Here is a 23,746-nt window from a genome sequence, read left to right as displayed (position 1 = left end):
AGGCACGCCGTGGGGCGGGGTCCCGCCGAGCGCCGGCCGCGACGTGACCGGGCCGGCGGACGGTCCGCTCAGAGTGAGCGCAGGACCGCGACGACCTTCCCCAGGATCATCGCCTCGTCGCCGGGGATCGGCGCATAGCTCTCGTTGCGCGGGAGCAGCCACACGTGCCCGTCGGTGCGGGACAGCGCCTTGACGGTGGCGTCGCCGTCGATCATCGCGGCGACGATCTCGCCGTTCTCCGCCACGTTCTGGCGGCGCACGACCACGCGGTCGCCGTCGCAGATCGCCGCCTCGATCATCGAGTCGCCCACGACGTCGAGCATGAACAGGTCGCCCGACCCGACGAGCTCGCGGGGCAGGGGCAGGGACGCGGTGATCTCCTGCTCGGCGAGGATCGGTCCGCCGGCGGCGATGCGTCCGACGAGCGGGACGTAGGTCGGCGCCGACCCGCCGAGCCCCTCGCCGTCGTGCAGCGTGAGGACGACGTGGTCCTCGTCGTCCTGGCTCGGAGGTGCGTCGGGGTCCGCGGGCCCGGTGGGGTCCGGCGCCGGCTCGAGCTCGACGATCTCGATCGCCCGGGGGCGGTTCGGGTCGCGCCGGATGTAGCCCTTGCGCTGGAGCGAGTCGAGCTGGTGCTTGACCGACGACGGCGAGCCGAGACCCACCGCGTCACCGATCTCCCGGATCGACGGCGGATACCCGCGCTTGGCGAGGGTCTCCCGCAGGCACGCGAGGACCTCCCGCTGGCGCACGGTCAGCACGGGTGGTTCGGGAGCGGTTCTCTCGCCCATGACGGGCCTCCAGGTCCTCGGCCGGCCGCGGCCGGATCGTCGATGTCAGTGGTCTGCGATGGAGTGCGGACGAGTCCAGGGTAGGCCGGTGCGGGGCGCATCTCAAACATGTGTTCGACCGGAGTGTCGACTTTCGTCGGCCGGTGCACTACCGTGGCGAACATAGGTTCGACGAACGCACGTTCGAGGAGAGTTGAGATGAGCGCACTTCCCCTGGAGACGGGCCCCGTCCTCCCGCGCCGCCCCCGCCCGCGGCTCCAGCTCGTCGGCCCGGGATTCGTACCGCAGCCCCCGTTGCGCGACGAGGCGCCCGACCGCGCCGCCACCGCCGTGCTCGTCCCGGGTCCGGCGGCTGCGCCGAGCGCGCGCCCCGCGGCGCTTCCCGTCGCCCCCAGCCGTCCCCTCGCACGTCCGTCGGTCGCCGCCCCGGCCGTGCGAGGGGACTCCCCGGCGGCGCGCCCGGCGCCGCTGCGCCTGACCGCCCGCGGCGTCATGGCGCTGCGGGCCCTCGTGCTCGGCGCCGCCCTGCTCGTCGTCGTCGGCCTGGGCGCCGGCGTCGGAGCCCTCGCCTCCCCGGGTGTCGAGGCCTCGGACGCCACGGTCGTCGTCGCGCCGGGTGAGTCGCTCTGGTCGGTCGCGTCCGGCGTTGCCGGTCCCGGCGAGGACGTCCGGGACGTCGTCGCGCAGATCGCCGAGCTCAACGGGCTGAGCGGTCAGTCCGTGTCCGTGGGCGAGGTCCTGCGCCTCCCGCGCTGACTGCCGTGGGAGCCTGCGCCCTGACGGCCGTGGGGCCCCACGCCGGCGGCCGCGCGGCCCCCGCGCCGGGCGGCGGGGTCGGGGCTGGAATGATGGCCCGATGCACTGTCCCTTCTGCCGCTTCCCGGACTCCCGCGTGATCGACTCGCGCACAGCCGACGACGGCACGTCGATCCGTCGCCGCCGGCTGTGCCCGGAGTGCAACCGCCGGTTCAGCACGCTGGAGACCTCGTCGCTGCAGGTGGTCAAGCGCTCCGGCGTCGTCCAGCCGTTCAGCCGGGACAAGGTGGTCGGCGGGTTGCGGAAGGCGAGCCAGGGGCGCCCGGTCTCCGACGACGACCTCGCGCGGCTCGCCCAGCAGGTCGAGGAGACCGTCCGCGCCTCCGGGTCGTCGCAGGTCGATGCGCACGACGTTGGCACCGCGATCCTCGAGCCCCTGCGCGCCCTCGACGAGGTCGCCTATCTGCGGTTCGCCTCCGTGTACTCCGCCTACGACTCCCTCGAGGACTTCGAGACCGCGATCGCGGCCCTGCGCGCGGACCGCGCCACCAGGGCCGGCGACGTCGAGGGCGCCGCGGGCGTCGAGGGGGCCGACGGCACGGGAGGCGAGGTCGGGGAGCCCGACGGCATCGGCGCACGGGCCGGCGAACCGGCCGCGGACGACGCGGGACCGGAGCGCGCGGGGCCGGAGCGCGCGGGGCCGGACGGCGCTGGGTCGGACGGAACGGAATCCGACGGCGAAGTGCCGGACGGCGCGGTGGACGCGTCATCGGGCGGCACCCGGTAGCCCGTGCGGAGCTCCCGGTGCGGTGTCGCAGACTCGGTGGAGGAGTGCTCCGGAGGTTCGGGGTGGCGTGCGCACCGACCGGATGGGGTCCCTCCACAACGGCGTTCCACGCACCCCGCGGACCCGCTAGGCTCTGACTCACCGGCGATCCGCCGGGCCCGCGACCCGGTCGTCCTCCCGGTGGTCGCGCGAGGTCCGCAGGCGCCGGCACCGACCGCCGTCGGTGACGCCGGAGGGGAAGCCGACGTCACCGACGGCCTGTGCGTGCGGGGCGCCGGTCCTCCCGCTGTTGCGCAGGACTCCCCGCAGCCACGACGGCCCTGCGCGAGGTGTGCGGGCCGTCGGGTGGCCGGGCAGCCGACGCGCCGACCAGTCGTGGCCGGGCCAGCGCCGCGCCGACCAGTCGTGGCCGGGCCGGCGGCCCGCCGGTCAGGCGTCCGGGCGGGAGAGGACGCGGAGCCTGATCGTGTCCTCCATCGACTGCATCGCGGACAGGGCCGCGACCGGGATCTCCGAGGAGATGTCGGTGATGACGTAGCCGGTCTCGCCCGACGTCCCGAGGATCTGGCCCTCGATGTTCGCCCCCGCCTCGGCGAATGTCTGGTTGACGAGCGCCAGGACGCCCGGCGTGTTGCGGTGGACGTAGGCGAGGCGGTGCCGGGTCGCAGAGGTCGTACCCAGCGTGAGGCGCGGGAGGTTGACGGACAGGTCCGTGATCCCGAGCCGGTAGTAGGAGCCGAGCTTGCTCGACACGAAGTGGCCGATGTTCTCCTGGGCCTCCTCGGTCGATCCGCCGACGTGCGGGGTGAGGATGACGTTGGGCAGCCCGCGCAGCTCGGAGTCGAACCTCTCGCCGTTGCTCCGCGGCTCGTCGGGGAACACGTCCACGGCCGCGCCGGTGATGGACCCGTCGAGGACGCGGTCGCGCAGGGCCGCGTAGTCCACGAGGAACCCGCGCGAGAGGTTGAGGAAGACCGCACCGCGCTTCATGGCTGAGAACTGCTTCGCGCCGAACATGCCCGCGTTGCCCTCGCGGCCGTCCACGTGCAGCGTGACGACGTCGGCCTCGCCGAGGAGCTCCTCGAGGCTCGCCGTCCCGCGCGCGTTGCCCAGCGCCAGCTTCTCGGAGGTGTCGAAGAAGATCACCCGCATGCCGAGCGCCTCGGCGATGACGGAGAGCTGGGAGCCGATGTTCCCGTAACCCACGATCCCGAGCGTGCGGCCGCGCACCTCGTGGGAGCCGGCGGCGGACTTCGCCCACACGCCGTCGTGCAGCGACTTGTCCCGCTCGGTCAGTCGACGGGTGAGCGCGATGATCTCGGCCACCGCCAGCTCGACGACCGAGCGCGTGTTGGAGAAGGGCGCGTTGAACACGGCGACGCCGTGCCGCGTGGCCGCGCGCAGGTCGATCTGGTTGGTGCCGATGCTGAACGCGCCGATCGCGAGCAGCTGAGGGTGGTTGGCGATCACCCGCTCGGTGACCGTGGTCGTCGACCGGATCCCGAGGACCTCGACGCCGTCGAGCGCCTCGTCCAGCTCGTCCTCCGACATGGCGTGCGGGTGGCGCACGACGTCGAGGCCGGCGCCGCTGAGGACGGCGTCGGCGTTGGAGTGGGGGCTTTCCAGCAGGAGGGCTCGAGTCACCGGCACATCGTCGCCCCGGCGCGGGGGAGTGGCAAACGCGTTCCACCGCTCGGTCGCGGCCCGCCGCGACCGTGAGCCGCGACGCGGCGGCTCAGTCGGCGGGCAGGACGCCCGCGGGGAGCTCGCGGTGGTGGACGACGACGAGCCGGCGGGTCGGGCGGGTCATCGCCACGTAGAGGTCACCGGTCCCGTCCTCGGTCATGGCGGCCGGCTCGAGGAGCACGACGACGTCGAACTCCAGGCCCTTGGCGCCCGCCGGGTCGGTGATCACCAGGCGTGCGCCGAGCAGGTCCGGGCCGCGCAGCGCCTCGGCCGTGCCCGCCCGGTCCGGTGCGGCGGCGCGGACGTCGTCGACCACGGAAGGCGGAGCGACGATCGCCACGCGACCGGCGTCGTCGTCCGTGCCGGCTAGAGCGGTGAGCGCGCGGGCGGCCTCGTCCAGCACGCCGGCGACGAGCCCGTCCGCGTCCACCCTGCGCGTGACCAGAGCGCCGGGCAGGTCGCGCGCCGCGGTGACCGGATGGGCGGGCGGCGTACCCGCGCGGGCGAGCATCCGCGTGGCCGCGTCCAGGACGGTGGCGGGCGTGCGGTAGGAGACGGTGAGGACGGACTCGCGCAGGGACGGCCCGGCGGCCTCGCCGAGGAGGCTCGCCCAGCTCGCCGGGCGCTCGGTGCCTCGGCGCTGGTCGAGGTCCCCGACCACGGTCATCGACCGCACCGGGACCCGGCGGGCGAGCATCCGCCAGGCCATCGGGCTCAGCTCCTGCGCCTCGTCGACGACGACGTGCCCGTACGTCCACGAGCGGTCGGCCACCGCCCGCTCGGCGGTCGTCAGCGACGGGCCGCCGGCGGCGAACCGGTCCGCCAGCATCTCGGCGCTGACGATGCCGTCGCCCAGGTCCTGGGACTCGATCGCCTCGCGCGCCAGCTCGACGGCCTGCGCCCGCTCGGCCGTGGCCCGGGCACGTGCCGCCCGGTCCTCGGCCTCCTCGTGGGGGCCGAGGAGCTCTGCGAGCTCGTCGAGGAGGGGGACGTCGGCCTCCGTGGGCGCCGATCCGCGCGGGCGCAGCAGCGCGCGCCGCTCGGCCTCGTCCAGCTCGGGCGCGCACGCCGCGAGCAGCTCGGGCCCGGACAGGAGGCGGTCCAGCAGCTCGGCGGCGGTGCGCGGCATCCAGCACAGGTTGAGCGCGACCCGCACGTCGCGCGACGAGCGCACGTCCTCCATGAGCGCGGCGCGCTCCTCGGGGTCGTCGATGCCGCGCACCGCCGCGTACCGGTCGGTGAGGACCGGCAGCAGCGACCGGACGAACGTCTCGCGCCCGGCGTTGTGCGTGCGGTGGGCGCGGCGGGCGCGCCCGATCGCGGCCCGGACGTCGGCAGGCTCCAGGCGGATCGTCGAGCCCTCGACGTCGAGGAGCCGGGCCTCGGGCGGCACGCGCTGGAACTGCCGCACCAGACGGCCCACGACGTCGACCATCATGGTCCTGCCCTTGATCCGCGCGGCGCGGGGCGTCTCGGTGCCCCGGGCCCGCACGCCCGGGAGGAGATCGGCGATCGTCGTGGCGACGACGTCGGTCTCGCCGAGCGAGGGCAGCACGCGCTCGACGTACGTGAGGAACACGTCGGAGGGACCGACGAGCAGCACGCCGGAACGGGCGAGCCGTTCCCGGTGGGCGTAGAGCAGGTAGGCGATGCGGTGCAGCGCGACCGCGGTCTTGCCGGTGCCCGGGCCGCCCTGGACCACGAGCACCCCGTCGAGCGGGGAACGGACGACCTCGTCCTGCTCGGCCTGGATGGTCGCCACGATGTCGCTCATCCGCCCGGTGCGGGCGGCGTTCATCGCGGCGAACAGGGCGCCCTCGCCGCGCAGCTCGAGCCGCAGGTCCTCGGGCAGGTGCTCGGCGTCGAGCAGCTCGTCCTCGACGCCGACCACCCGGCGCCGGCGCGTGAGCAGGTGCCGGCGGCGTACGGCGCCCTCGGGGTGCACGGCGGTGGCCTGGTAGAAGGGCCGGGCCGACGGTGCGCGCCAGTCGAGCAGCAGCTGGCTGCGGGTGCTGTCCTGGATGCCGATCCGCCCGACGTACCGGGGCGGCCCCTCGCGCAGGTCGAGCCGACCGAAGACGAGGCGCTCCTCGACCTGGTCCAGGCGGGCGACGGCCTGCGAGTAGTGGGCGGCGAACGCGTCCCGCTCGGAGCGCATCTGGTGCGTCCCGACCGACCCGCCCCGCCGGACGTCCGCGAGGCGCTCACGGTACTGGGCGCGCAGCTCGTCCAGGCGGGCGTAGACGGTGTCCACGCGAGCCTGCTCGCGCGGCAGCTCGTCGCTCGACGCCGCCTCGTGGGCCGGCCCGTCCGCCTCGACGTCGGCACGCGGCTCGTCCAGCGCCATCGGACCTCCTCCAGAGCGCGGCCCCGGGGTCGGCACGCGCGACCGTCCATTGTGGTGCACGCGCGCGGGTCGCCGCACCCCCGTCCGCCCCGGACGCGGTGTGGCACGTCCCGCTCCCGGTCGGGGAATGACGCAGGATGGACCGGCGTTGACGCCGGCAGAGACGATCGACAGGAAGGTGGCGCGATGAGCGACGAGACCCTCTACACCAGCGGGCCCGCGGCCGATCACGTCGGCGAGGTCCCGGTGCTCGTGCACGCCCTCCAGGGCGGCATGGACGCCGGCAGCGCCGGGGAGCTCGCCGTGCGGCAGCTCCTGTCCAGCATGCCGGTCGAGCGCGTGGCGACCTTCGACACCGAGCAGCTGCTCGACCTGCGCTCGCGCCGCCCGGCGATGACCTTCGCCGACGGACGCTGGGTGGACTACGACGAGCCCGTGCTCGCCGTCGACGCCGTGCGGGACCACGAGGGCCGGGCGTTGCTCGTGCTGCACGGCCACGAGCCGGACCACGCGTGGGAGAGCTTCGCGCGCGCCGTCGCCGGCATCGTCCGTGAGCACGGCGTCGAGCTCGTCGTCGGGCTGCAGGGCGTGCCCGCCGGCGTCCCGCACACCAGGCCCGCCGCGATCACGACGCACGGCACCGACCGCGACGCCGGCGGCCGGCTCGAGCCCGGCCCCAACCTGTTCGTCGGGGAGTTCCAGGCTCCCGGCTCCGCCGAGGCCCTCCTCGACCTGCGCCTGTCCCAGCAGGGCATGAACGTCCTGGGCCTGGCCGTGCACGTGCCGCACTACCTGTCCGGCTCGGAGTACCCCGTGGCCTCGGCCAGCCTGCTGCGCACGCTGTCGACAGCCAGCGGCATGTCCCTCCCGGTCGGCGACCTGGAGTCCCTCACCGCCCAGGTGCTCGCCCAGATCGACTCCCAGGTCGAGGCCAACCCCGAGATCGCGCAGGTCGTGCGGGCCCTGGAGGAGCGCTACGACCGCAGCCCCGTCGCGCGCACGACGACCGAGGAGCCCGCCGCCGAGCTGCCCACGGCCGACGAGATCGGCGCCGAGCTCGAGGCCTTCCTCGCCAGCGGCCCCCCGCTCGAGGGCTGGCGCGACCAGGGCGTCCCCGAGATCGGCAGCGGCGAGGCCCGGGCGACCGGGCGGGCCGACGACGGCGCGGGCGACGGGCCGGCGGGCGAGGACCCGGCGGCCGGCGACCCGGCGTCCGACGGCCGTGTCTCCGACGGTCCGGCGGGCGACGAGCCTTCGGACGACGACCCCGCCGAGGAGGCGTGACCCGGACCGTACCGGGAGCCGCAGAGCAGCGGGGACGGGGCCGATGATGGCCCGGCTGACCCCTCCCGCGTCGCCCCGCACCGCACTGACGGTGTGGGGCGTCGCCGTGCTGTGCTACATCCTCGCCATCGCGGGCCGCAGCTCGTTCGGGGTCGCCTCCCTGGCCGCGCTCGAGCGGTTCGACGTCGGCCCCGCGATCCTGTCGACGTTCGTCGTCCTCCAGGTCGGCACCTACGCCGCCGCGCAGATCCCCGTGGGCCTGGCCATCGACCGGTGGGGCCCGCGCCGCGTCCTCGTCGCGGGCGCCCTGCTGCTCGCGGCGGCGCAGACGGTCATGGCCCTGTCCACGGTGCTGCCGCTCACGCTCGCGGCGCGCGTCGCCGTCGGGCTGGGCGACGCCACGGCCTTCATCTCCGTCCTGCGGCTCGTGCCGGAGTGGTTCGCGATGCGCCACGTGCCGCTCGTCAACCAGGCGACCGGGGCGCTCGGGCAGCTCGGCCAGGTCGTCTCCGCCGTGCCGTTCTACGCGGTGCTGCGCGTGAGCGGCTGGAGCGTGGCCCACCTCTCGCTAGCCGCGACCGGGGTGCTCGTCGCGATCGCCGTGCTCGTGGTCGTCCGCGACCGGCCCGCCGCGGATCCCGGGTCGCCCGGCCGGGCCCGGACGGCCCCCGCGGCGCCGCCCGCCGGACGCACGGGCGTGCGGCACGCCCTGCGCGAGGTCGCCCGCGAACCCGGCGTGTGGGCGGGCCTGTTCGCGCACTGGTCGACGATGTTCTTCGTCTCCACGTTCGCGCTCATGTGGGGCGTGCCGTACATGCGCGCCGGCAACGGGCACAGCGCGGCGACGGCGTCGACCGTGCTCGTCCTCGGGGTGGTGGCCATGGCGCTGTCGGCGCTCCTCGTCGGCACGCTGTCCGCCCGCTTCCCCCGCCTCCGCCTGCGCCTCGTCGTCACGGGGTCGATGCTCGCCGTGACGACCTGGACGGTGGTCCTCCTCGTGCCGCCGCCCGTCCCGGCGTGGCTGCTCGCCGTGCTCATGATGATCCTCAGCCTCGGCGGAGCGGCGAGCAACGTGTCGTTCGACGTCGTGCGCGCGCACGTGCCCCGCTCCCGGCTCGGCACGGCCACGGGCCTGGCGAACAGCGGCGGCTTCGTCGCGACCCTGCTCGCGGTGCTGCTCGTCGGCGTGGTGCTCGACGTCGTCGGGGGTTCCTCGCCGGGGCCGGAGGCGTTCCGCGTGGCGATGGCCTCCCAGGCCGCGGTCGTCCTCGTCGGCCTCACCGGCCTGCTGCTCGCGACCCGGCGGCTGGGACCCGGTTCCGAGTCCGCACCGCGCCGCGGCTGACCGCCGCGCCGCCCGGCAGGGGCCTCGTGCGGATCTCTCCACCAGAAACGCGCACGAACGGCTCCGGCGTGGCATGCTAGGCCTGTTGCATCTGCGTTTCCCTGTTGTGACCGTCGTCGGTAGGACCGTCGGGGGGCACGGCTCCGGCAAGGACGTGGGACGAATTCAGTGCGGCAAGTGGGGACCGGCACAGGGTCGGGCCCCGACGTCCCGGAAGGACAACAGTTACATGGCACAGGGAACCGTCAAGTGGTTCAACTCCGAGAAGGGCTACGGCTTCATCGAGCAGGACGGTGGCAACGCGCCTGACGTCTTCGTTCACTTCTCGGCCATCCAGGCCGACGGCTACAAGTCGCTCGAGGACGCCCAGCGCGTCGAGTTCGAGATCACCCAGGGCCCGAAGGGCCCGCAGGCGGAGAACGTCGTCCCGCTCTGACCCGAGCGCTCGACCCATACTCTTCGCGGGGCCCGCACCTTCTGGGTGCGGGCCCCGTCGCCGTGCCCGGCCCGGGTGCGCGCCGGACGCACCGGCGGGCGTGGTCGGGGCCGGACGTGCCGGGCGTCGCCGTGCCGGCTCAGGCGATGGCGGGCGGGTCGTAGGGGGGCGGCGTCGTCGCTCGCATCCGGGCGAGCTCGCCGCCCGTGACGACGCCCGCAGGGAACGGCAGCCGGCGCAGGCCCCGGTCGATCGCGGCCGCGTCCAGCCGGTGGTGGGAGGCGACGAGGACGACGTTGCCGTAGCGGCGGCCTTTCCACACCGCGGGGTCCGCGACGGCCAGGGCCTCGGGGAACACCTGGCCCAGCGCCGCGAGCTCCTCGCGGACCCGGCGCAGCCCGGGGGAGTCGGTGAGGTTGAGGACGTACACGCCGTCCGGCGCGAGCGCGGTGTCCGCGGCCCGGACGAACTCCACGGTCCGCACGTGCTCGGGCACCTCGGCGTCGACGAAGACGTCGCGGACGAGCACGTCCGCGGAACCCGGGTGCAGGTGCTCGACCGACGCGCGCGCCTCCGCGTTGCGGATGCGGAGCATGGGGGAGCGGGGCAGGTCGAACCACGCCCGGACGAGCCGGGCGAGCTCGGTGTCCAGCTCGACGGCGAGGTGCCGCGAGCGCGGCCGGTCCGCGAGCAGGGCGCGCGGCAGCGCGCAGGCCGCCCCGCCGAGGTGGACGAAGCGACCCGGCCGGTCGGCCCGGTCGCGGGGCAGCGCGACGTCGACGACGGCGCGCACGTGCTGCATGTACTCGAACTCCAGGTACGCCGGGTCCTCGAGGTCGAGGAACGAGGACTCCGACCCGCCGAGCAGGAGCATCACCCGGTGCGGAGCGCCCGGCTCGGGCACCACCTCGGCCACCGAGAACGTGGTGGGTACGGGGTGCTCCGGCCAGCGGGCGAGATCGGTCCGGCGTCGCGGTGTCACAGGCTCACGCTAGCGTCGAGGCGTGAGCCGCAAGCCCGTCCGCGCCAGCGGGACGCCCCGGCGCGGACCCACGCCGTTCGGGACCGACGACACCGGGGCCTTCGTCCTGCACGTCGACATGGACGCGTTCTTCGCCGCCGTCGAGGTGCTGGACGACCCCTCCCTGGCCGGTCGTCCCGTCATCGTCGGCGGGCCCGAGCGCGGCGTCGTCTCGGCCGCCACCTACGAGGCCCGCGCCTACGGCGTGCGCTCCGCGATGCCGGTCGCGCAGGCCCGGGCGCTGTGCCCGCAGGCGGTCCTCCTGCCCGGTAGGCACTCCCGGTACCGGGAGATCTCGCGCACCGTCATGGGGGTGCTGGCCACGGTCACCGACCGCGTCGAGCAGCTGAGCGTCGACGAGGCCTTCCTCGACGTCCGCGGGGCCGTCCGCAGGCTCGGCCCGCCCCTGACCATCGGCGCCCACGTGCGGGCCCGGGTGCGCGAGGCGACCGGTCTCGCGGCATCCGTGGGCGTCGCGAGCACCAAGCACGTGGCCAAGATCGCCTCGGGCGCCGCGAAGCCGGACGGGCTGCTGCTCGTCCCCGCCGACGCCACCCTCGAGTTCCTCCACCCGTTACCGGTGGGCGCGCTGTGGGGCGTGGGGGAGAAGTCGGCCGAGGTGCTGAGGCGGCACGGCTGGGACACGGTCGGCGACGTCGCGCGCGCCCGGGTGGTCGACCTCGAGCGGGCGCTGGGCAGGGCCGCGGGGGCGCGGCTGCATGCGCTCGCCATGGGCGCGGACGCGCGGGAGGTCCGCTCCGAACGGGCGGGGGAGAAGTCGATCGGCAGCGAGCACACCTTCTTCGACCCCGTCGGCGACCTGGACGAGCTCGACCGGGTGCTGCTCGAGCAGTCGCACGGCGCCGCGGCACGGCTGCGCGCGGCCGGGCTGCTCGCGCGCACCGTGAGCATCAAGGTGCGATTCACCGACTTCACGACGATCACCCGCTCGAGGAGCCTGCCTGCCGCCACGTCGCTCGCGCGGGACGTCGCCGCCGCGGCGCGGGCCCTGCTGCGGACGGTGGAGGTGCCGCGCGCGGGCCTGCGGCTGCTCGGCGTGCGGCTCGAGACGCTCGAACCCGCAGGTCAGGGCCTCCAGCTCGCGCTCGACGACGATCCGGGCGCGGCCCTCGCAGAGGAGGCGCTCGACGCCGTGCGCGAGCGGTTCGGGCGCTCCGCCCTCGCTCCGGCTGCCCTGCTGAGGCGTCGGGCGGTCGACGGGGGAGATCGGCCCGGTCATGACGGCGTCCCCCCGCGTGACGAGGACACCCGCCAGGACCTATCCTGAGAGCAGTCGCGATCCGTCCGGACGCGAGCCGAGATCCGACCGGTGCCGAGGAAGGGGGCAGGATGCCACTCTCCGACTACGAGCAGCGCATGCTCGCCCAGATGGAAGCCCAGCTGCACGCGGACGACCCGCGTCTGGCGGAGACGCTCGGCGACCCTGCCGGCCCCGACCTGCGCCGGGTCGCGCTCGGCGCGCTCGTCGCCCTGGCGGGTATCGGCGGCCTCGTCGGCGGCGTCGCCACCGGGTGGATCTGGCTCGGCGTCCTCGGCTTCGTCGCCATGGTCGGCGGCGTCCTCCTCGCCATGTCGCCGGCGCGGTCCGGCACGCGCGCCGGCCAGGGATCGCCCGGTGCGGGCCCCGGTGGACGGGGCGGCCGCGGTGGTCGTGGCCCGGGCTCCGGGAACGGCACGGGCCCCAGCGGTGGGCGGACGACCAGCGGCAAGAGCTTCATGGAACGCCAGCAGGAGAAGTGGGAGCAGCGCGGCGAGGGCCGCGGAGTCTGACCCACCCCGGTCCCCGGCACTGACGCGCCGGCGACCGCACGCCTGACCGACGGCCCCCGGCCCGCAGCGATGCGGACCGGGGGCCGTCGTCGTGCATGGCGAGGGCGGCCGGGTCGTCCGAGGGTGCCCGTGCCGCGTCCCCCACGTCGCTCCCCACTTCGCTCCCCACGTCGCTCCCCACTTCGCGCCCCACTTCGCTCCCCGCGCGCAGCCGGTGTCGTCGGCCGGCCGCGCGCCCGTCCGCCAGGAGGCCGGGATCTCACCGATCCGTCCGCGCCCGTGCGGAGCACCACCGGTCGGGCGGGACCACACGAGGAGGCGGTGCCGCGCGGGGCGTCGTCGTCGGGGAACTTTCCCTCCACCGGCCACCACCAGGAATTACCTGGGAAGTCGCGCGACACGCGTCGGATGTCGGCGCAATCTGCTATCGCGGTGGAGTGAAGTGGAGTAACGTGGTGGTCACGGGAGCGGCAGGGCGACGACGAGGGAGGTGCCGCGATGTTCCTCGGCACCTACGAACCGCGTCTGGACGACAAGGGCCGGCTGATACTGCCCGCGAAGTTCCGCACGGACCTCGCCGACGGCCTCGTGCTCACCCGGGGGCAGGACCGCTGCCTCTTCGCGTTCCCCACGGCCGAGTTCGAGTCGATGCACGAGCGGCTCCGGCAGGCGCCGGTCACCTCGAAGCAGGCCCGCGACTACCTGCGCGTGTTCCTCTCGGGCGCCTCGGACGAGGTGCCGGACAAGCAGGGCCGCCTGACGATCCCGGCGAACCTGCGCCGCTACGCGGGGCTCGACCGCGAGCTGGCGGTCATCGGGGCGGGCAGCCGGATCGAGATCTGGGACGCCACCGCATGGGCCGACTACCTCGCCGCCCAGGAGGAGTCGTTCGCCGACACCGCCGAGGAGGTGGTCCCGGGTCTGTTCTGACCCGCCCGACCATCGCCCGCCCGGACCTGCCCGCCCCGACGCCCCACCCCGCTCCACCCCACATCTGCACAGCTGTGACGGCACACCGGAGCTCGCCCCGCGAGGTCTCCCACCGCACCGACGCACTTCCCCGGCGTCGGTGCGCCCGTCCCCGGCGCACTTCCCCGGCGCCGGAGACGGAGGTGGGAGTCCTGGCGGTACGAGCCGGAACGCACCCCGAGCTCGTGCCGCCAGCCCGCCCCGCCGCAGCCGGACCCGCCCGTCCGGCTCCGCCGGCCCGACCGAGGCAGCCCGACCGCCTCAGCACGAGACACCCGAGAGGAGGACCGCATGACCACCACGCCGGAGCCCGCGCCGCGCGCGACTCAGGACCGTCACCTGCCGGTCCTCCTGGAGCGCTGCCTCGACCTGCTCGCCCCGGCACTCGAGGCCCCCGGGGCGGTGCTCGTCGACGCCACTCTCGGTCTCGGCGGGCACGCGGCCGGCGCGCTCGCCCGGTTCCCCGAGCTGCGCGTCATCGGGATCGACCGGGACACCGAGGCCCTCGCGCTGGCTGCCGAGCGTCTCGCCGGGTACCCGGGCCGGTTCACCGGCGTCCATGCCACCTACGACGAGATCGACGAGGTCGTCGCCGAGCACGCCGGCGGCGCGGTCGACGGTGTCCTCATGGACCTCGGCGTCTCCTCACTCCAGCTCGACGAGACCGCGCGGGGCTTCTCCTACTCCCAGGACGCGCCGCTCGACATGCGGATGGACGCGACGACCGGCCCGACCGCCGCCGACCTGCTCGCCACCCTCGACGAGCGGGAGCTGCGGCGCATCCTGCGCCAGTACGGCGAGGAGAGGTTCGCCCCCCGCCTCGCCGCCGAGATCGTCCGGCGCCGGACCACCGACCCGCTGCGGACGACCGCCGATCTCGTCGCCGTCGTCGACGCCGCCATGCCGGCCGCCGGCAGGCGCACCGGCGGCAACCCCGCCAAGCGGACCTTCCAGGCCCTGCGCATCGCCGTCAACGGCGAGCTCGACATCCTCGCCGGTGCGCTGCCGCGGGCCGTCGAGGCGCTCGCCGTCGGCGGCCGGATCGTCGTGGAGTCCTACCAGTCCCTCGAGGACCGCCTCGTCAAGGCGGAGCTCGCCCGCGGCGCCACGACCTCGGCCCCGCCGGACATGCCGGTCGTCCCCGACACCCACCAGCCCTACCTGCGCCTGCTCACCCGCGGCGCGGAGGAGGCGGACACCGGCGAGGTCGCCGCCAACCCCCGGGCCCGCGCCGTCCGACTGAGGGCCGCCGAGCGGCTGCGTCCCACCCCCGCGCACCTGGCCCGCGGCGGGGACCGCCCGGGCCCTCGGCGCCGCACGGCACCCGACGCGGGCCCGAGCACCGCACGCAGCACCGCACGCCGCACCACCGACAGCACCGCCGACCGACCCGCCGAAGCGCGTACCGCGCAGCCGAGGAGCCATCGATGAGCGCACAGCCCCTGCCCGGGCCGTCCCGCACGCCACGGCGTCGGGCGGCCGCGCCGTCGCAGGTGCCCGCCGCACGCCGGTCCACCCGCCTCACCGTCGTCCCCAGCCCGGTGCCGGCGCGCTCGCGGGCCCCCTTCGTCGCGCTCCTCGCGCTCATCCTGCTCGGCGCGCTCGCCACGGTCCTCGTGCTCAACATCCGCATGGCCGAGGCCGCCTACGCCCTGCACGACCGGCAGATGGACCTCGCCCTCGTCGAGGAGTCCGTCGCCGCGCTCCAGATCGAGCTCGACGCCGCCGGCTCGCCCGCCGCGCTCGACGAGCAGGCCCAGGAGCTCGGCATGAGCCGCCCCGGGACCACCTACTTCATCGAGCTCGGCACCGGTGAGGTCACCGGCGGGCCCACCGAGGAGGAGAACAGCTGATGGCACGCTCGCCGCTGGTGTCCGCCGACCCGCGCGACTGGATCCGCCGCACCCGCCTCCTGCTCGTCGTCCTCCTGGCGATCCTGCTCGTCGTCGCCGGCCGCCTCATCTGGGTCCAGGCGCTCGAGGGCCCGCAGCTCGCGAGCGACGCACGGGACAACCGGACCCGCACGTACGCGATCCAGGCCCAGCGCGGCGAGATCCTCGACGCGAACGGCGAGGTCCTGGCCACCTCGGTCCAGACGTACAACCTCGGCGTCAACCAGCAGCTCATCACCTCCTACGAGGCACGCGACGAGGACGGGGAGGTCGTCGGCACCGGCATCTCCGCCGCCGCCGAGCGCATCGCCCCGATCCTCGACGTCGACCCCGCCGAGCTCGGCGCGCTCATGGTCGGCGACTCGACCTTCGCCTACATCGCCCGCGACATCAGCCCCGCCCAGTGGCGTCAGATCCGCGAGCTCGGGATCATCGGGATCGAGCCCGAGGCCGCCGTCGACCGCCTGTACCCCAACGGCAACACCGGCGGGAACGTCGTCGGCTTCGTCGGCCGCGACGGGGTCGGGCTCGCCGGCCTCGAGCTGAGCTACGAGGAGGTCCTGTCCGGGACCGACGGCTCGACGACGGTCGAGATCGGCCGCGACGGCCAGGTGATCCCCGGCGCCACCCGCGAGGACGTCCCGGCCGTCCAGGGGCGCGACGTCCAGACCACGATCGACCGCAACCTCCAGTACGAGTGCCAGCGGATCATCGACGAGGCCGTCGAGCGGCACGGCGCCGCCTGGGGCGCCGTCGTCGTCGAGGAGATCGGCACCGGCCGCATCCTCGCGCTGTGCGACAACAACACCGTCGACCCGGGCAACTACCAGGACTCGGCCCCCGAGGACCGCGGCTCGCGCGCGGTCACCACGCCGTACATGCCCGGCTCGACCGGCAAGATCCCGACGTTCGCGATGGCCCTGGACGCCGGCGGGGTCGAGGTCGACGACGAGTGGCTGACCCCGGACCGGATCACGATGCCCAACGGGCAGGAGTTCCGGGACAACGACTCGCACGACCCGGTCACCCTCACCACCGCCGGTGTGCTGGCCCGCTCCTACAACACCGGGCTCGTCCAGATCGGCGACACGGTCCCGATCGACGTCCGGTACGACTACCTCCAGCGGTTCGGCCTCGGCCAGCGGACCGGGATCGAGCTGCCCGGCGAGTCGTCCGGCATCCTCGCCCCCTACGAGAGCTGGGACGAGCGGCAGAACTACACGTCGATGTTCGGCCAGGGCCTGGCGCTCACGCTCCTGCAGTCGACCTCGACGGCGGCGACGATCGGCAACGGCGGGGTCCGGATGGACCCGCACGTCGTCGAGGCCGTGGAGGAGGTCGACGGCACGATGACCCCCACCCCGCTCCTCGACGGCCAGCGGGTCGTCTCCGAGGAGAGCGCGGCGGACACCCTGGCGATGATGGAGGGCGCCGTCTCCGAGGAGGGCACCGCCCAGCTCGCCGCCGTCGAGGGGTACCGCGTGGCCGGCAAGACCGGCACCGCCCAGGTCCCGGACGAGAACGGCCCCCTGTCGGGACGTGTCGGCACGTTCATCGGCGTCATCCCCGCCGACGCACCCGAGGTCGCCATCGGCGTCGTCATGTACAACGCCGACGGCGCGTCGTACGGTTCGCGCGTGGCCGCCCCCGTCTTCTCCGACGTCGCCGAGGTCGCGATGTCCCACCTCGGTGTCCCGCCCTCGACGGAGCCCGCCCCCTACCTGCCGCTCGAGCCCGGGGTGGAGTGGGGGCCCCAGTGACCTTCTCGCTACGGCCGAGCTCCGTGGCGCCCGTCGACCTCGCCGAGCTCACGCGAGCTGCCGAGCAGCACCTCGTCGGGCCGGCGCCCGGCGCCGGCACCCGGGTCGCCGGCGTGGTCGCCGACAACCGGAGGATCATCGGCGGCGAGCTGTTCGTCGCCCGGCCGGGCGCCCGGCACCACGCCGCGCGCTTCGCCCCGGACGCCGTCGCGCGCGGGGCCGCCGCGATCCTCACCGATCCCGAGGGCGCCCGGCTCGCCCGTGCCGGCGGAGACCCGGGCGTCCCGCTCGTCGTCGTCGACGACGTCGCCGCCGTCGTCGGCCCGGTCGCCGCTCTCGCCTGGGGCCGCCCCGCCGAGCGCCTGCGCACGTTCGCCCTGACCGGCACCAACGGCAAGACGACGACCGCGTTCATGGTCGACCACGTGCTCACCGCGCTCGGCCGCACCACCGGGCTCATCGGCACGGTCGAGATCCGGGTCGCCGGCACCTCCGTGCCGGCCGCCCTGACCACCCCGCAGGCCGACGAGCTGCACGCCATGCTCGCCGCCATGGCGGAGGCCGGGGTCACCGACCTCGTCATGGAGGCCTCCTCCCACGCGCTCATGCTCGGCCGGGTCGACGGCGTGACGTTCGACGTCGCCGGGTTCACCCACCTCACCCCGGACCACCTCGACCTGCACCGCACGGTCGAGGAGTACTTCGCCGCCAAGGCCAGGCTGTTCGCCCCGGACCGGTCGCGCACCGGGGTGATCACCGTCGACGACTCCTGGGGCGCCCGCCTCGCCGCCGACGCCGGTCGGGCTCGCCCCGGTCAGGTGTGGACCCTCGGCCGGTCCGCGGACGCCCGGCTGCGGATCGAGGCCGCGCCGCCCGGCACGCTCGTGCTCACCGGACCGGGCGGCGACGTGCGGACGGCCACCGACATGCCCGGCGCGTTCAACGTCGCCAACGCGGCCCTCGCCGTCGGCATGGTCCTGCGCGCCGGCCACGGAACCGAGGAGGTCTCCCGCGCCCTGGCGGACCACGGCGGGGTCAGCCCCGCGGTGCCGGGCCGGATGGAGGTCCTCGCCGAGAGCCCCCGCGTCGTCGTCGACTTCGCCCACAACACCGAGGCGCTGCAGACCGTGCTCGCCGAGCTGCGGCCCACCACGAAGGGCCGCCTGTGGTGCGTGACCGGCTCCGCCGGGGACCGCGACGCCGTCAAGCGCCCCCTCATGGGCGAGGTCAGCGCGCGCCTCGCCGACGAGGTCGTCATCACCGACGACGACCCGCACTCCGAGGACCCCGCCACCATCCGCGCCCAGATCCTCGCCGGTGCCCGGTCGGTGGCCGGGACCTCGGTCGTCGAGATCGGCGACCGCCGGGAGGCCATCGCCCACGCCGTGCTCGCCGCCGCGCCCGAGGACACCGTGCTGCTGGCCGGCCGGGGCCACGAGACGATCCAGGAGGTCGGCGACGTCGCGCACCACCTCGACGACCGCGAGGAGGCGAGGGCGGCGCTCGCCCGGCGCGGGGCGGGCACGGGGGAGGATGGGGCGTGATCACTCTCAGCCTGACCGAGATCGCCCGCGCGACCGGGTCCGCCTCCGCCGTCGACGACGTGGACGTGACCGGCGGCGCCCAGCAGGACTCGCGGGTCGTCGGCCCGGGCGACCTGTTCGTCGCCATCGCCGGCGAGCGCACCGACGGGCACGCGCACGTCGCCGCGGCGCTCGCGGCGGGCGGCGTCGGAGCCCTCGTCACCGACCCGGCGCGGCCCGTCGCGGACGGCGTCGACCCCGCGCGCCTCGTCGTCGTGCCGGACACCGTCGACGCCCTCGGCGATCTCGCCCGACACTCCCTCGCCGCTCTGCGCAGCTCGGGCCGGCCGGGCGTCGTCGCCGTCACCGGCTCGGTCGGCAAGACGACGACGAAGGACCTGCTCGTCGACCTGCTGCAGCCGCGCGGACCGCTCGTGGCGCCCCCGGGCTCGCTGAACAACGAGGTCGGCCTGCCGCTGACCGTCCTGCGCGCCGACGAGGCGACCACCACGCTCGTGCTGGAGATGGGCGCCGACCGGGTCGGCAACCTCACCTACCTCACGTCGGTCGCGCCCCCGGACGTCTCGGTCGTCCTCGCCGTCGGCCGCGCGCACCTCGGCCACTTCGGGGGGATCGACAACGTCGCCCGCACCAAGGCCGAGCTCGTGTCCGGGCTCGCGCCGGGCGGCACCGCCGTGCTCAACGCCGACGACGAGCGGGTCGCCGCGATGGCCCGCCTCGCACCGGGCGAGGTGCTCACGTTCTCCGCCTCGGGCGCCACCGGCGCCGACGTCGTCGCGACCGACGTGCGCAGCGACGACGCCGGGCACGCGGTCTTCACCCTGCGCACGGACCGCGGCAGCGCGGAGGTCGTGCTCGCCCTCGTCGGGCCCCACCACGTGGCCAACGCGCTCGCCGCCACCGCCGCCGGCCTCGCGCTGGGGGAGGACCTGGCCGAGCTGGCCGCGCGGCTGCGCGTCGCCGGCCCGAGGTCCGCGCACCGCACCGCCGTGTCCACGCTCGACGGCGACGTCCTGCTCCTCGACGACTCCTACAACGCCAACCCCGACTCGATGCGCGCCGGCCTGGCCACGCTGAGCGCGATCGCGCCCGGCCGCCGCAGGGTCGCCGTCCTCGGGCACATGCTCGAGCTCGGCGAGGAGTCCGCCGCCGAGCACGCCGGCCTCGCGCCCGAGCTGGCCGCGCACGGGATCGAGGCGGTCGTCGTCGTCGGGGCCGAGGCCGCCCCGCTGGCCGACGCCGCGCGCGACGCAGGAATCCAGGTGGACGACCTGACCGGCGCGTCGCCCGACGCGATCGCGGGGCGCGTGCGGGAGATCACCCGGCCCGGCGACGCCGTCCTGCTCAAGGGCTCGCGCGGCTCGGGCGTGTGGGAGGTCGCGGACCTTCTCACACCCGGCGGCGGCCGGGCCTCGGCGCCGGGGGCGGCCCGGGACGAGAAGATGCGCCCATGACAGCCGTCCTCGTTGGTGCCGGCGTGGCGCTCGTCGTCACGCTCCTCGGCACGCCCGCGTTCATCCGGCTCCTCGTGAGACGCGAGTACGGCCAGTTCATCCGGCAGGACGGGCCGACCAGCCACCAGACCAAGCGCGGCACGCCCACCATGGGCGGCGTCATCATCATCGCGGCCACCGTCATCGGGTACGCCGTCGCGAACATCTCGGCCGGCCGGCTGCCGCACGTCTCCGGACTGCTGCTGCTCTACCTCATGGTCGGCATGGGGATCATCGGCTTCCTCGACGACTACATCAAGATCTCCCGGGCCCGCTCCCTCGGCCTGGACGCGCGCGCCAAGATCGTCGGCCAGGCCTTCATCGGGATCTCGTTCGCGGTGATGGCCCTGCAGTTCCCCTCCGAGAACAACCGGACCCCGGCATCGACGGCGATCTCCTGGGTCCGCGACCTCCCGCTCGACCTGGCCTTCGCGGGCGCCGGCATCGGCCTCGTGCTCTTCATCATCTGGGCGAACTTCCTCATCACGGCCTGGACCAACGCCGTCAACCTCACCGACGGCCTCGACGGGCTGGCCACCGGCGCGTCGGCCATCGTGTTCGCGGCCTACACGGGCATCGCCTTCTGGCAGTCGAACCAGTCCTGCCAGGTGCTCGACGCGCCCGGCGCCGGGTGCTACGAGATCCGCGACCCCCGCGACCTCACGATCATCGCCGCCTGCATCGTCGGGGCCTGCCTGGGCTTCCTGTGGTGGAACACCAACCCCGCGAAGATCTTCATGGGTGACACCGGCTCGCTCGCCCTGGGCGGCGCGCTCGCCGGGATGACGATCCTCACCCGCACCGAGTTCCTCGGGGTCGTCATCGGCGGCCTGTTCGTCGCCGTCGTCATCTCCGACGTCATCCAGATCGGTGTCTACAAGGCCACCGGCAAGCGCGTGTTCAAGATGGCCCCGCTGCACCACCACTTCGAGCTGTCCGGCTGGGGCGAGGTGACGATCGTCGTGCGCTTCTGGCTCATCGCGCTGCTGTGCGCCGCCGCGGGTCTCGCCATCTTCTACGGCGAGTGGGTCGCGGTCTCATGACGCCCGGCGAGGACGCGCAGCCCGGGCACGGCGCCGCCCGCGACGCGGCTCGCGCCCGGTGGGCCGAGCGCGAGGCGCGGGACCTGGCGGGCGCCCGCGTCGCCGTCGTCGGGCTCGGCACGTCCGGCCGCGCCGCCCTGCGCGCGCTCCAGGGCCGGGTCGGCGCGCTGCTGGCCACCGACGGCCGCGACGAGGCGCTCCAGGGCGCATCCGTCGAGGTCCCCGACGCGGTGCTCGCGTCCGGCCCGACGCCGCGCGAGCTCGCCGAGGTCACGCTCGGCCTGGACCCCGACGTCCTCGTCGTCTCGCCCGGCATCCCCGCCACGTCCGACCTGCTCGTGCGTGCGCAGCAGCTCTCGATCCCCGTGTGGAGCGAGATCGAGCTCGCCTGGCGGCTCCAGCGCCCCCGCCCGGGCGGCGGCTACGCGCCGTGGCTCGCCGTCACCGGCACCAACGGCAAGACCACCACCGTCACCATGACGGCCGCGATCCTCGCCGCCGCCGGGCTCGACGCCCCCGCCGTGGGCAACGTCGGCACCCCGCCCGTCCAGATCGTCACCGCCGACGGGCCGGGGCCCGACGTGCTGCCCGCCGAGCTGTCGAGCTTCCAGCTGCACGCCACGCACTCCCTCGCCCCGTTCGCCGCCGTGTGCCTCAACCTCGCGCCCGACCACCTCGACTGGCACGGCTCCTACGCCGCCTACCGGGCGGACAAGGCGCGCGTCTACCGCGGCGTCACCGGCCTGTGCGTGTACTCCGAGGCCGACCCCGTCACCCGGACCATGGTCGAGGAGGCCGACGTGGCCGAGGGCGCCCGCGCCGTCGGCCTCACCCTCGGCCCGCCCGCCGTGTCCCAGGTGGGCGTCGTCGACGGCGTCCTGGCCGAGCGCGTCGGCCCGGGGCGCTGGACGACGGCCACCGAGCTCGGCGAGGTCGCCGACCTCGCGCACCTGCTCGGGGACGCCGCCGGCCCGGGCGACGTCCCCGACCACCTCGTCCTCGACGCCCTCGCCGCCGCCACGCTCGCCCGCGCCGCGGGCGTCGAGCCCCACCACGTGCGGGACGGGCTGCGCGCCTACCGCGCCGAGGACCACCGCGCGACCCACGTGGCCACCCTCGGCGGCGTCACCTACGTCGACGACTCCAAGGCCACCAACGCCCACGCCGCCGACGCCGCCCTGTCCGCCCACGCCGAGCGCTCGGTCGTGTGGATCGCCGGCGGGCTGGCCAAGGGCGCCCGGTTCGACGACCTCGTCGCCGCCCACGCCCACCGGCTCGCCCACGTCGTGCTCATCGGCAAGGACCGCGAGCCGATGCTCGACGCCCTGGCGCGACACGCACCCGAGGTCCCGCTCGTCGAGGTCACCCGGGACGACGATGAGGCGGTGATGGAACGCGCCGTCGGGCTCGCCGCCGCCCGCGCCCTGCCCGGGCAGACCGTGCTGCTCGCACCCGCCAGCGCCTCCATGGACCAGTTCCGGTCCTACGACCAGCGCGGGCGCGCGTTCGCCGACGCCGTCCGCGCCCTCGCGACGCAGGAGGAGCGATGACCGCCACCGCCGCGCGCCGGGTCGTCACCCAGGAGCGTGCCCAGCCCCGCCGCGAGGAGAACCCGGCGCTGAGCTTCTACCTCATCGCCGCCTCCTCGGCGCTGCTCGTCGCCTTCGGTGCCGTCATGCGCCTGTCCGCCTCCACAGTCACCGCGATCTCCGACACCGGCTCGCCCTACCAGGAGTGGGTCGGTCAGCTGCTCTTCGTCGTCGTCGGCGTGGTCGGTGCGGTCGTCGCCGCGATCCTGCCGCCGGGGTTCTACCGGCGCGCGGCCTGGGTGCTGCTCGCCGGCGGGCTCGCCCTCCAGAGCCTCATCTTCACCGGTTTCGCGCGCGGCCAGGGCGGCAACCTCAACTGGATCGTCGTGCCCGGCACGGGGCAGGTGATCCAGCCCGCCGAGTTCCTCAAGCTCGCGCTGGCCATCTGGCTCGGGGCCGTCCTCGCGCGCAAGGTGCGGGTGATGGACAACCTCCTGCACGCCGCGATCCCCGGTGTCCTCGGGTCGGTCGCCGCGATCGCCCTCGTCCTCGCGGGGCACGACATGGGCACCGCTGCCATCATGGTCGTCCTCGTCGCCGGCGCCTACTTCGTCGCCGGCCTCAGGCTGCGCTGGTTCGCCGTCGTCGGCGTCGTCGGTGCCGGCCTGGCCGCCTTCCTCATCATGTCCTCGGACTCGCGCCGCCAGCGGGTCGCCCAGTTCTTCGGCCTCACCGAGTCCGACCCGCTCGGCGCCGGGCTCCAGCCCCTGCACGGCCTGTGGGCGCTGGGCTCGGGCGGCATCTCCGGCGTCGGGCTCGGCGCGTCCCGCGAGAAGTGGGAGTACCTGCCCGAGGCGCACAACGACTTCATCTTCGCCATCATCGGCGAGGAGCTCGGCCTCATCGGCACCCTCGTCGTCCTCGCCCTGTTCGCGGTCCTCGCCGCCGGCATCTACCGCGTGGTGCGCCGGCACCACGACCCGTTCGTGCAGATCGCGGCCGCCGGCCTGGGCGCCTGGATCTTTGGGCAGGCGATCGTCAACATGCTCGTCGTCATCGGTCTGCTGCCCGTCCTCGGCGTCCCGCTCCCGCTCGTGTCCGCCGGTGGCTCTGCGCTCATCGCCACCCTGCTCGGCGTCGGCGTGCTGCTCAGCTTCGCGCGCACCGAGCCCGGCGCGCGCGAGGCGCTGCGCGTGCGCTCGCGCAGCGCCCGACGCACGGGCTCGGTGACGGCGCCCCGGCGAAGGAGCGGCCGTGGCTGATCCGCTGCGC

General features: G+C 75.1%; 20 protein-coding genes. 16 read left to right on the top strand and 4 right to left on the bottom strand.

The window, feature by feature from the left end; all coding sequences use genetic code 11:
* Nucleotides 1–68: 68 nt before the first annotated feature.
* Nucleotides 69–791 (bottom strand): transcriptional repressor LexA, encoded by a 723-nt coding sequence (gene lexA / locus ACZLKG_RS10025; protein WP_463648640.1) that lies wholly within the window; start codon nt 789–791, stop codon nt 69–71.
* A gap of 198 nt (nt 792–989) precedes the next feature.
* On the opposite strand from lexA, the gene ACZLKG_RS10020 reads away from it, so the two are divergent.
* Nucleotides 990–1,547, top strand: coding sequence for a LysM peptidoglycan-binding domain-containing protein (locus tag ACZLKG_RS10020; protein ID WP_463648639.1), 558 nt, complete (start codon nt 990–992; stop codon nt 1,545–1,547).
* 100 nt (nt 1,548–1,647) lie between these two features.
* On the top strand, nt 1,648–2,334 hold the full coding sequence (gene nrdR, locus ACZLKG_RS10015; RefSeq protein WP_463648638.1) for a transcriptional regulator NrdR: 687 nt from the start codon (nt 1,648–1,650) through the stop codon (nt 2,332–2,334).
* 429 nt (nt 2,335–2,763) lie between these two features.
* On the opposite strand, the gene serA is transcribed toward nrdR, so the two are convergent.
* The gene (gene serA / locus ACZLKG_RS10010; protein WP_463648637.1) at nt 2,764–3,978 is read right to left on the bottom strand and encodes a phosphoglycerate dehydrogenase; all 1,215 of its coding nucleotides are present in this window, start codon (nt 3,976–3,978) and stop codon (nt 2,764–2,766) included.
* Between the two features lie 91 nt (nt 3,979–4,069).
* The gene (locus ACZLKG_RS10005; RefSeq protein ID WP_425708711.1) at nt 4,070–6,367 is read right to left on the bottom strand and encodes a HelD family protein; all 2,298 of its coding nucleotides are present in this window, start codon (nt 6,365–6,367) and stop codon (nt 4,070–4,072) included.
* Nucleotides 6,368–6,553: 186 nt separating this feature from the next.
* Here ACZLKG_RS10005 and ACZLKG_RS10000 point away from each other — a divergent pair, with 186 nt between their 5' ends.
* The 3 genes from ACZLKG_RS10000 to ACZLKG_RS09990 all read left to right on the top strand — a co-directional run bounded on the left by ACZLKG_RS10000 (nt 6,554) and on the right by ACZLKG_RS09990 (nt 9,432).
* Entirely contained in the window at nt 6,554–7,651 is a 1,098-nt protein-coding gene (locus ACZLKG_RS10000) for a proteasome assembly chaperone family protein (protein WP_425708710.1), read from the top strand.
* Nucleotides 7,652–7,694: 43 nt separating this feature from the next.
* The gene (locus ACZLKG_RS09995) at nt 7,695–8,996 is read left to right on the top strand and encodes an MFS transporter (RefSeq protein ID WP_425708709.1); all 1,302 of its coding nucleotides are present in this window, start codon (nt 7,695–7,697) and stop codon (nt 8,994–8,996) included.
* 229 nt (nt 8,997–9,225) lie between these two features.
* Nucleotides 9,226–9,432, top strand: a complete 207-nt coding sequence (locus ACZLKG_RS09990) for a cold-shock protein (protein ID WP_425708708.1) — start codon at nt 9,226–9,228, stop codon at nt 9,430–9,432.
* A 139-nt stretch (nt 9,433–9,571) separates the two neighbouring features.
* Here ACZLKG_RS09990 and ACZLKG_RS09985 read toward each other — a convergent pair whose 3' ends face one another.
* On the bottom strand, nt 9,572–10,414 hold the full coding sequence (locus ACZLKG_RS09985) for a spermidine synthase (protein WP_425708707.1): 843 nt from the start codon (nt 10,412–10,414) through the stop codon (nt 9,572–9,574).
* 22 nt (nt 10,415–10,436) lie between these two features.
* On the opposite strand from ACZLKG_RS09985, the gene dinB reads away from it, so the two are divergent.
* The 11 genes from dinB (at nt 10,437) to ACZLKG_RS09930 (ending at nt 23,736) form a co-directional block, all read left to right on the top strand.
* A complete protein-coding gene (gene dinB / locus ACZLKG_RS09980) occupies nt 10,437–11,741 on the top strand; it encodes a DNA polymerase IV (protein ID WP_425708706.1) in 1,305 nt (434 codons plus the stop codon).
* A gap of 62 nt (nt 11,742–11,803) precedes the next feature.
* The gene (locus ACZLKG_RS09975; RefSeq protein ID WP_425708705.1) at nt 11,804–12,244 is read left to right on the top strand and encodes a DUF3040 domain-containing protein; all 441 of its coding nucleotides are present in this window, start codon (nt 11,804–11,806) and stop codon (nt 12,242–12,244) included.
* A gap of 498 nt (nt 12,245–12,742) precedes the next feature.
* Entirely contained in the window at nt 12,743–13,174 is a 432-nt protein-coding gene (gene mraZ, locus ACZLKG_RS09970; RefSeq protein ID WP_425708704.1) for a division/cell wall cluster transcriptional repressor MraZ, read from the top strand.
* 330 nt (nt 13,175–13,504) lie between these two features.
* Nucleotides 13,505–14,644, top strand: coding sequence for a 16S rRNA (cytosine(1402)-N(4))-methyltransferase RsmH (rsmH, locus tag ACZLKG_RS09965; protein WP_425708703.1), 1,140 nt, complete (start codon nt 13,505–13,507; stop codon nt 14,642–14,644).
* Nucleotides 14,641–15,066 (top strand): cell division protein FtsL, encoded by a 426-nt coding sequence (ftsL, locus tag ACZLKG_RS09960; RefSeq protein ID WP_463648636.1) that lies wholly within the window; start codon nt 14,641–14,643, stop codon nt 15,064–15,066. The genes rsmH and ftsL overlap by 4 nt, the downstream gene beginning before the upstream one ends.
* Entirely contained in the window at nt 15,066–16,865 is a 1,800-nt protein-coding gene (locus ACZLKG_RS09955) for a peptidoglycan D,D-transpeptidase FtsI family protein (protein ID WP_463648635.1), read from the top strand. Before ftsL ends, ACZLKG_RS09955 begins: the two co-directional genes overlap by 1 nt.
* On the top strand, nt 16,862–18,409 hold the full coding sequence (locus tag ACZLKG_RS09950) for a UDP-N-acetylmuramoyl-L-alanyl-D-glutamate--2,6-diaminopimelate ligase (protein ID WP_463648634.1): 1,548 nt from the start codon (nt 16,862–16,864) through the stop codon (nt 18,407–18,409). Before ACZLKG_RS09955 ends, ACZLKG_RS09950 begins: the two co-directional genes overlap by 4 nt.
* Nucleotides 18,406–19,863: a UDP-N-acetylmuramoyl-tripeptide--D-alanyl-D-alanine ligase gene (locus tag ACZLKG_RS09945; RefSeq protein WP_463648633.1), complete on the top strand. Its 1,458-nt coding sequence runs from the start codon at nt 18,406–18,408 to the stop codon at nt 19,861–19,863. The genes ACZLKG_RS09950 and ACZLKG_RS09945 overlap by 4 nt, the downstream gene beginning before the upstream one ends.
* Nucleotides 19,860–20,945, top strand: coding sequence for a phospho-N-acetylmuramoyl-pentapeptide-transferase (mraY, locus tag ACZLKG_RS09940; protein WP_425708698.1), 1,086 nt, complete (start codon nt 19,860–19,862; stop codon nt 20,943–20,945). Before ACZLKG_RS09945 ends, mraY begins: the two co-directional genes overlap by 4 nt.
* Entirely contained in the window at nt 20,942–22,495 is a 1,554-nt protein-coding gene (gene murD / locus ACZLKG_RS09935) for a UDP-N-acetylmuramoyl-L-alanine--D-glutamate ligase (protein ID WP_463648632.1), read from the top strand. The genes mraY and murD overlap by 4 nt, the downstream gene beginning before the upstream one ends.
* Nucleotides 22,492–23,736, top strand: coding sequence for a peptidoglycan glycosyltransferase FtsW (locus ACZLKG_RS09930; RefSeq protein WP_425708696.1), 1,245 nt, complete (start codon nt 22,492–22,494; stop codon nt 23,734–23,736). Before murD ends, ACZLKG_RS09930 begins: the two co-directional genes overlap by 4 nt.
* Nucleotides 23,737–23,746: the final 10 nt, after the last annotated feature.

It is taken from the genome of Georgenia sp. Z2081, from assembly GCF_055326445.1.
The sequence above is the reverse complement of the archived record's forward strand: the minus strand, read 5'-3'. Positions and strand labels throughout refer to the sequence as shown.